General features: G+C 34.1%; 5 protein-coding genes and 1 pseudogene. 3 read left to right on the plus strand and 3 right to left on the minus strand.

Annotation, left to right across the window (positions count from 1 at the left end):
• Positions 1-55: 55 nt before the first annotated feature.
• A pseudogene (locus CP357_RS08840) lies at positions 56-775 on the plus strand (site-specific integrase); the annotation flags it as partial.
• 29 nt (positions 776-804) lie between these two features.
• On the opposite strand, the gene CP357_RS08845 reads toward CP357_RS08840, so the two are convergent.
• Entirely contained in the window at positions 805-1,995 is a 1,191-nt protein-coding gene (locus tag CP357_RS08845; protein WP_369822773.1) for a restriction endonuclease subunit S, read from the minus strand.
• A 39-nt stretch (positions 1,996-2,034) separates the two neighbouring features.
• On the opposite strand from CP357_RS08845, the gene CP357_RS08850 reads away from it, so the two are divergent.
• Both CP357_RS08850 and CP357_RS08855 read left to right on the plus strand, forming a co-directional pair.
• Entirely contained in the window at positions 2,035-5,058 is a 3,024-nt protein-coding gene (locus tag CP357_RS08850) for an HsdR family type I site-specific deoxyribonuclease (protein WP_098037102.1), read from the plus strand.
• Positions 5,059-5,080: 22 nt separating this feature from the next.
• Entirely contained in the window at positions 5,081-5,611 is a 531-nt protein-coding gene (locus CP357_RS08855; RefSeq protein ID WP_025006433.1) for a hypothetical protein, read from the plus strand.
• A gap of 163 nt (positions 5,612-5,774) precedes the next feature.
• Here the strand turns inward: CP357_RS08855 and CP357_RS08860 are convergent, their stop codons facing one another.
• Complete coding sequence (locus tag CP357_RS08860; protein WP_098037103.1) at positions 5,775-6,974, minus strand: acetate/propionate family kinase; 1,200 nt, start codon at positions 6,972-6,974, stop codon at positions 5,775-5,777.
• A gap of 261 nt (positions 6,975-7,235) precedes the next feature.
• Positions 7,236-9,182: a M13 family metallopeptidase gene (locus CP357_RS08865; protein WP_098037104.1), complete on the minus strand. Its 1,947-nt coding sequence runs from the start codon at positions 9,180-9,182 to the stop codon at positions 7,236-7,238.
• Positions 9,183-9,306 lie beyond the last annotated feature (124 nt).

The raw sequence follows: 9,306 nt of genomic DNA on the forward strand, positions 1-9,306 counted from the left end.
CCGAATGGACTTTTTATTTTTTATCAAGTGTTCAATTTAATTTTACAATCGGCGAAAAAATACGACTCTAGATTTCCACCATCATCTTAAAGCAAGTTTATTCGATGCAGTAGATGACGGCCTCTTAAAAACTGATCCCACAAGAAGAGCTATTATTAAAGGATGTGAACCTAGTTCAAAGAAAATAAAGTTTTTAAATCTTTATGAATTGCAAACTTTATTAAGATCATTAGATTTAAAAGCAGAATTAAATTGGGATTGGTTCTTTTTTCTAATTGCTAAGACGGGATTGAGATTTGCAGAGGCACTAGCACTTACTCCAGAAGATTTCGACTTTGAAAAGCAAAGTATTATTATCAATAAATCGTGGAATTACAAAGAAAAAGTTGGACATTTTCAGCCTACAAAGAATGAATCATCTAATAGAACAGTAATGGTTGACTGGCAATTAATGCAACAATTTCAGTCTATGATCCAACAAAAGGAATCTGATCAACCTATTTTCTTTGGTGAAAATCAACGAATTTACAATTCTACTTTGAATCAAAAATTAGAATCATATTGTAAGAAACTAGATATTCCAATTATTTCTATTCATGGTCTTAGGCATACTCATGCTTCACTTTTATTATATGAGGGGGTATCAGTGGCTAGTGTGGCTAAACGCTTAGGTCATAATAATACCACAACGACACAAGAGACTTATATTCATATTATTCGTGAACTTGAAAATAAGGATAACGATAAAATACTGCATCATTTATCGCAATTATAGTAAAAAGGCATCGTCTGATGCCTTTTTCACTAAATAAACATATTTTGAAGAAGAAATCTCTTGAGTTGGATTAATTGCTTCGATTTTATTTTTACTTGATTAATCAAGTAATCTAAGTTAGATAGGAAAGTACCTATATTCTGTTGAATAGAAAATTGTGGTAAATTTATAATCTTATTTTCCATATTTGATTTTGTTATATGAATCATTGTTGAGCCATTTGAATTCGTAAGAAGGTTCTCTTTATCTGCTTCTAAGAAGTAGAATAAGAAAGTTTTATTAACAGTAGAAGGATCGAAATCTATTTTCCAAATATGATAATGGAATATTACTTTAGGACCCTTCCAAATATGTGGTCCAAAAGTAGCTGACCAAGTATATAGCAGATCCCCTTTGTCAGCATATTTATTCTTATTTAAATTTAAGTCAGAATAAAACCATTTATCATTTGTATAAAAGTTTCCGACTCGAAGCACTGGGTATTTTCCTTTATTTAGTAATTCTGACTGTTTAAATGCTCTACCGTTTATAAATTTAGCAATTTCACCTAATTTTTTTGAATTCCATTGAGAACAGCTCGTTTTAAATTTCAAGTTTAAAGAATCGGAATTCTTTAATTTGAAAAGATGTTTGATTATTGTTTTCTTAATAAGACTTAATAACTCTAATTTTCGTTGCTGAAGATCAAGATTTTTATTTACTAACTGAAGAAGTTTACTAATTTGATTTTGTTCACTAATTGACGGCAGTTTAATCTCAGTTTCCTTCATTTTATCAATAAAGAAATATTGCCTAACGCCACCTTCTTCTAAACGTTTTATTTGTCTATTAAATAAAGAGGTTTTAAACCAATTCATCAAAAATGAATCATCGATTTTGGAATTTGTTTGAAATATTTCATACAAAGAACTTACTAATACTGGTTCTATTTGATTTTGATAAGCAATTGAACCCACATTAATACGAGCTGGATTGTATGCAAACATTCCAGGCTTAACAATATAGTTAGTTGATTTGTCAGTTTTAGAATAGGTATTATCCTTTCCAAATTGCTCATCTTGTGCAATAAATCCTTTAATATTTGAGATTGAAAATGCACGGTAAGAATGTTGATTTTTATTTTTATCCTTAATGATTTTTATAGCAGTCCCTAACTTACGCTGCTCCCAAACGAAAAAGGTAAATAAAAGTAATGCAATTCCAAATTTAAATGAGATAATTTAATTATAAGTAATATAAAAATAAGGAGTATCAAATTCGTGGAACAAGAGAATGTACTCGAACAAAATTTAATTGACCAACTTACTCATGGAGAGTCACAATGGACTCTTCGTGATGATATTAAAAATGAAGATGATCTTTGGAATAACTTCTTTAAGATTTTATCTCGCTCAAACAAAGATGTTTTAAAGGATGTTCCATTAACTGATAATGAAAAGGCAATTATTAAATCTAAGATAATTCATCCAACTTTCTATAAATCTGCAGAATGGCTTGCAGGAGTTAATGGAGAAGTTAGATTACAAATTCAAAGAGATAATACTCAATTAGGTACTGCTGACTTTGTAGTGATTAACAATAATAATATTGCTGGTGGTAATTCAGTCTATGAAGTAGTGCATCAAATTCAATTTCATAAACGCAGAGAAATAGATCGTAATCGTCGTGGGGATGTAACTCTTTTAATCAATGGTTTACCGATGATTCATATTGAATTGAAGAATAGGACACACTCGCCTAAAGAGGCCTTCAATCAGATTCAAAAGTATATTGATGAGCAGATGTTTAATGGAATATTCTCAACTCTTCAATTCTTTGTTGTAACTAATGGAAGCTATACGCAATACATTGCAGCTGGACAACAATTAAAAGAGAAGTTTTTAACTACGTGGGTAGATAAAGAAAATAAGCCTGTGCAAAGTTATCTTGAGTTTGCTAAAGACGTACTGTCTATTCCTGCAGCTCATAATATGGTGGCTAACTATATTGCTTTAGATAGCACACAACACGGTATTATTGTGTTACGTCCATATCAAATTCATGCAATTCAAGCCATTTTTGATGCATCATACGGGAAAGATAATAAGGATCAACCACATTCTGGTTTTGTTTGGCATACAACAGGTTCTGGTAAGACTTTAACTTCTTATAAAGTTGCACATAATTTACTGAAAATTCCATCAATTCAAAAAACGATATTCCTAATCGATCGTAATGATTTAGATACCCAAACTACTCAAGCATTTGAGACTTATGCTCAGAACGACTCAATTGACGTTGAGGGTACTGAAAATAGTTATTCTCTTGCCCGTAAATTAGTAAGTTCGGATAAAAGGGTTATTGTTACTACTAGACAAAAAATGCAGGCATTATTCAAGCGAATTGCTCAGGATCAAGAACAAAAACGTCTATACCGTAAGTTAAAAGATGTAAAATTAGCCTTTATCGTTGATGAGTGTCACCGTGCAGTTTCTCCTGATCAAAAGAATGAAATAGATGCGTTTTTTACTAAAAATCCACCTTTATGGTATGGCTTTACTGGTACTCCTATTTTTGCAGAAAATGCTCGTGAGGCTAAGGGAAAGAATGCTCGAACTACTGAACAACAATATGGAAAATGCTTGCATAAATATACCATTAAGGATGCTATCAGAGATAAAGCTGTACTTGGTTTTCAAGTAGAGGAGGAAAGTAATGTGTCAGAGGATGCTGACGAATCGGATACTGATGCTAGAAATAAGGAATATGCATCCCTCTCTCACATGAAGGCAGTAGTAAAAAGAATTCTAAATAATTCATATCGCAAATTAGGTATTTATAACAAAGATAATCGTGGTTACACCTACGATGCCATTTTTACTACGAGTTCTATTAAACAAGCTCAAAAATATTATCGAATCTTTAGGGATGTAATTAATGATAAAGATCCAGATATTAAAATTCCTAATCGAATCAAGAAAGTATTGCCAGATTTTCCTAAAATAGCAATTACATACTCTATTGGCGAAAATGGTGATGGCGATGAGGCTAACCAAAATGAGATGAAGCAATCTCTAGAAGATTACAACAAGATGTTCAATACTCATTATTCTATGGCTGAATTAGGTGCATATAACACAAATGTAAATGATCGTTTAGCTCGTAAAAAAGATGAGTTTAAACCACGTTCTCAACAATTAGATATTGTCATAGTAGTTGATCGTCTGTTAACTGGTTTTGACGCACCATGTTTATCAACTTTATTCTTAGATCGTGCACCAATGCCGTATAAGGATTTAATCCAAGCATTTTCAAGAACTAACCGTATCTTCGATAGAGATAAAAGATACGGACAGATAGTTACTTATCAATACCCTAAGAAATATAAAGAAAGCATCAATGGTGCCTTAATGCTTTATACCGAAGGTAGCGAAAAGCAAGCTCTTGCTCCGACTTGGGATGAATCAATTCTACAGTTCAATAATGCTGAAAAGAAGATCATTAAGTATCAGGGAGATCAAGGTATTCCAATTACTGAGGCTCCGCTTGATGATCAAAAACGATTTCTAAAAGAATATCAGGATTTTGATAAAAGCTTAGGTGCTATCAAAACTTACAATGAATTCAATAATATTGATCTTGAAAAAGATTATGGCTTAGATCCAATGTTCATTGAGGATACCCGGGCGACATATGAAGTTGTTAAAGAAAAGGTTAGAGAAGCTACAGGTAAGGATAAGCCAGCAACAGAAGATGATGATCAGTTCGATCCAGATTATGAGCTTGAAAATACTGGTAGACAAGAGATTAATTATGCTTATATTGTTCAATTGATTCAGGCTTATATTCCATCAGATGATAAAGAAAACAGTAAGCGAACTAAGGCTGAAGTAAAAGAAATCGATGACTATATCGAAAATCTAGGTAAGAACAATAAGTCATTGGCTGATATTGTAAATAATTTATGGTTTCAAATTAAATTTGATCCTGAAAAGTTTAGAAATAAGCAAGTTAACGAACTCTTACAAAATATGATCGATGATGCTAGAGAAGATCTAATTAAAAAGTTCGCTGATGAAAATGGACTTAATATTGATGATCTCAAATTTGTTATTCGTCATTATGACCCAAACGAAGTTGATCACCAACAAACGGGAATTAATGCTTTACTATCATTTAAAGTGTTTAGTGAATTTCGTAAAACTCATCCTGATATGAACATGTTGCAATGGAAGAAAAAGGTTCGCTTAGGGCTAAATAAGTTCTACCAGGATCAGATTTCACCGTTGGAGAATAAAGATTAATAGATGTAGGGAAGTACGTACAATGAATAAAAGAAATTTTTTAAAGATCATTAGCATAATTGTAATAGCTATAGGGATAGGTAGTATTACTTTTAGTAAATCAAATCATAATGTTAATGCGGCAAGCTGGGGAGCTAAGTCTCTGTTTACAACACCTAAGGCAACAAGAGGTACTTGGTATTATAAAGAAGATGGAAGAATTAAACATTGTAAGATAACAGCACATACAGTAGATGGAAGAAAGCTTTATAAAATTTTACCTGAAAAAGAATATGCAAAGTGGGAAAATAGAGTAGAACATCAAAATATAAAAGAGCACCGTAAGCTTATTTCAAAGATAAATACTATTCAATTTCAAGCCTATAAACTTAAATGGCATGGTATTACCTCATTTAATACCAATGACTGGGTAACGGGAGCTGGAAATGGTATCTATTATGTGCCTGTTACTAAAACTAGACATGGTAAAAAGGTAAAAGCTATAAGATTTGGCAGTGGTGCTGGAAATTACTTTGATCGTTATGGATACAAAACTAAAAAGCTAGCTAGATAGCCTTGTTTATAAGAAAACATATCACTTAGTTGTGAGAATTATTGTAAGAAATAAAGATAATCGATTATATTAAAAACTAAAAAATGATATCAATGCAACATGCAAAGATATCATTTTTCTTTTATCTCAAATTCTTTAATTTGAAAAATAAGTATCCAAAATTCTACTTCAATCCAGCAATTCTGACTACATCGCGCTCAATCATTAATTCTTCATTGGTTGGAATTACCATCCCAATAATCTTAGAATCCTTCTTAGTGATGAACGTATCATTATTCTTATTAGCGGCAAGATCAGGCTTTAAGCCTAGGAGCTTCAATGAATCCATAACACCTTCACGAACGCGGTAATCGTGTTCACCAACGCCAGCCGTGAAAATGATGCCATCAAGTCCGCCCATTTCAAGAATATAGCCACCGACATAGCGAACGATTCGATTGATAAAAATATTACGAGCTAGGTCAGCACGAACCTTCTTCTCACCAGATAGAGGAGTCACATCACTACGTAAATCACGCATATCAGGTGATATTCCTGAAATACCAAGTAAGCCTGATTTATGATTCAGAATTTTCATCATTTGGTCAATGCTTAAGTTTTCCTTTTTCATAATAAAGGGCAGTAGGGAGGGATCGACATCACCTGAACGAGAGCTCATTGTAATTCCTGCTACTGGAGTGAAGCCCATTGATGTATCGTAGGATTTACCGTTTTTAACAGCAGTGATTGAAGCACCGGATCCCAAGTGACAAACTATTAATCTTAAATCTTTAAGGTCACGGTTTAAAATTTTGGCGGCTTCTTGACTAATATATCTAAGGGAGATGCCGTGAGCACCATACTTTCTTGCACCGTATTTTTTATAATACTTGTAAGGAAGAGAATATAAATAGTGAACTTTATCTAAACTCTGGTGGAATGAAGTATCAAAGACAGCAACTTCAGCCGCATCTGGCAAGAACTTCATAAAGGCCCTAATTACGTCAGCTTCTACGGCATTGTGTAAAGGAGCGTATTGCTTCAAATCATAAATTTTCTTGAGCGTCTCCTGATCAACTAGCGCTGAATCCTTAAATTCTTCACCACCAGCAACAATCCGGTGTCCGATTCCAATAATTTCTTTAGGATCATTGATTAAGTTATATTTCTTGAGCTTTTTAAGTAAAATTGTGACCGCAGTTTCAGAGTCTGGAATTGCGATTTCTTCTTTATGTTTTTCACCATTAACTTTAATGGCAAAGGTTGAACCCTCTAGTCCGACTCGATCGGCTAGGCCTTCACTAATTACTTTTTCATCGGGAAAAGTAAAAAGCTTAAACTTAAAAGAAGAGCTACCTGAATTAATTGCTAAAATTTTCTTCATAAAAATTATTCCTCTATTCCTTTTTTGGCTAGGTAAAAAATCTCTAGTTACATTAGCGAATACTTTTAGACATATACGTTGTTATGTTAATGTAACCCCTTACATTCATTTCCATACTAACTAAAAAATAAATAAAAATCAAGCAAACTGTATGTACCTAAGAAATAGCGATGCTTAATGAAGCAAAAAATCCTATTAAATCCAGGCTTATTAACACCAAGATTTAATAGGACTTGAGTTTTATTATTTAAAATAAGATTTTTACCAAATGACTACGCGTTTAGCAGGATCAAGCCACATACCATCGTCTTCTTGGACATTGAAGGCCTTGTAGAATTCTGGTTGGCATTGTACTTGAACGTTGACTCTTTCAGGACCCGGAGCGTGAACATCGAAAGCGGCAATTGTCTTAATGATTTCAGGAGATTCTTTGCTTGCCCAAATGCGAGCATAGTTTTCGAACAATTCTTTCATATCACCGTGTTCATTCTTGTTAGCTTCAATACCGGCAGTTAAACCACCTTGATCGGCAATATTTTCACTAACAATTTGCTTACCGTTAAGAGTTACAGGCCCATACTTGATACCATCGAACAAATCGATTTCAGCTTGAGTCCGCTTTTCAAATTCCGCAAAATCTTCCTTAGTCCACCAATTCTTCATGTTGCCGAACTCATCGTACTTAGCACCATTGTTGTCGAATGCGTGGGAGATTTCATGCGCGATTACCACACCAATACCGCCGTAGTTAGTGGCACGAGAAGCATGGATATCGTAGAAAGGAGCTTCCAAAATAGCAGCAGGGAAGGTAATATCATTTCTTTGTGGATCATAGCAAGCATTGATCAAGTTGCCTGGCATGTACCATTCGCTGCGATCAACTGGCTTGTACAGTTTATCGAAATTATGCTTCAAACCGACTTCACGAATATCTGCTTGATTACTGTAAAGACTGCCGCCTTCACCTGCTGGGGTAATCTGGAACAAATCGTAAACATGGTCGATTTTATCAGGATAGCCAATCTTTAAAACCAAGGCGCGCAACTTGGTAATTGCCTTTTCCTTAGTAGTAGGTGAGAGCCAGTCATTATTGCTGATACGCTGCTCGTAGACATCAATCATGCGGTGAATCATATCTTCTACGTCAGCCTTGGCATCTTCACCAAAGTAAGTGCGACCATAATACACGCCGATTACATCATCAAACAAATTATTAGCTTTATAGTAAGCTTCCTTTTCTTGACTAGGTAGTTCCTTTTGTCCATAGGTAGCTTGCTTGAATGGGAAGGCAGCTTGACGGAAATCTTCTGATAAAAATGCTGCAGCTTTGTTAATGAAAGTAGAGATTAACCAGCCTTTAAGTTCATCGAAGCTTTCTTGATCAAATAATTCGTTGAAGTGGTCTAAGAATTTTGGTTCACGTACAACAACGTAATCTGGCTTCTTTTCAAAAAGCTGATCAAGTAATTGACCTAAGTTTAAAGAACTGGCCTTTTCTTCAAATTCGTTAGTCTTGATTGGGTTATAAAGAGCTACATCATCGGCACGTTCTTCGGCTGACTTGGCTACTTTAACGATTTTAGCATCGAGTGCAAGCGCATCAGTAGCGTATTTCTTAGCAGCAGCTTCTTCAACACCAGCCATCTTTAACAAGTTTTCGGTTTGCTTTTGCCAAACATCGAGTAGTTGCTTAGCAGAAGGAGATTGATAACTAGTAGTGTCAGGCAAGATCAATGAGTTGCGATCGAAGGAGAGGGAATTGATCTTAGTATTCTTACGATCAGGTTCAACTTCAAATAAAAATGGAAAGCTAAAGCGCAAGAATAATTTTGCTAGATTTTGCTTGACGTCATCGACATCTTTTAGGTTGGTTAAAGTTTCAAGATCAGCTTGGGCAGGTCTGAAGCCATCGGTGTCTCTTTTTGCGAAATCCTTAGCCAATTTATAAACTTCGATTGCCTTGTCAAAGTTAGGAATATCAGGCAAAGCTTTTTTACCAGAAGCAAAATCAGCTAAGTCGTTCATCAATTCTTTTTCGATTTTTAAATCAATTTCACTGAAACTACTGATTAATGGACGATCGGCAGGGATCTTGGCTTTAGAAATCCAGTCAGAGTTAACGGCTAAGTATAAGTTATCTTGAATGCGGGCATTAAGATCGGGCTTGGTGATATCACCAGCACCGCCGCGGATTTTTGCTAAATTCATATGTTTCTCCTTTGTTTTTTAGTTGGTTAAATCATAGCATTTTTTAAAATAAAATGAAAATTTAATTTTCGAAAATTGCAATTTCAAATTGAACACTTTTGAAAATTAAATTCTGTATATTGAA

The organism is Lactobacillus sp. UMNPBX6 (assembly GCF_002553975.1).
In the GTDB taxonomy this organism is placed as follows: domain Bacteria; phylum Bacillota; class Bacilli; order Lactobacillales; family Lactobacillaceae; genus Lactobacillus; species Lactobacillus gallinarum.

Excerpts from the sequence above, each read along its gene's own strand:
- CP357_RS08860 (WP_098037103.1), bottom strand. The coding sequence starts at position 6,974 with ATGAAGAAAATTTTAGCAATTAATTCAGGTAGCTCTTCTTTTAAGTTT.
- CP357_RS08855 (WP_025006433.1), top strand. The coding sequence starts at position 5,081 with ATGAATAAAAGAAATTTTTTAAAGATCATTAGCATAATTGTAATAGCT.
- CP357_RS08865 (WP_098037104.1), bottom strand. The coding sequence starts at position 9,182 with ATGAATTTAGCAAAAATCCGCGGCGGTGCTGGTGATATCACCAAGCCC.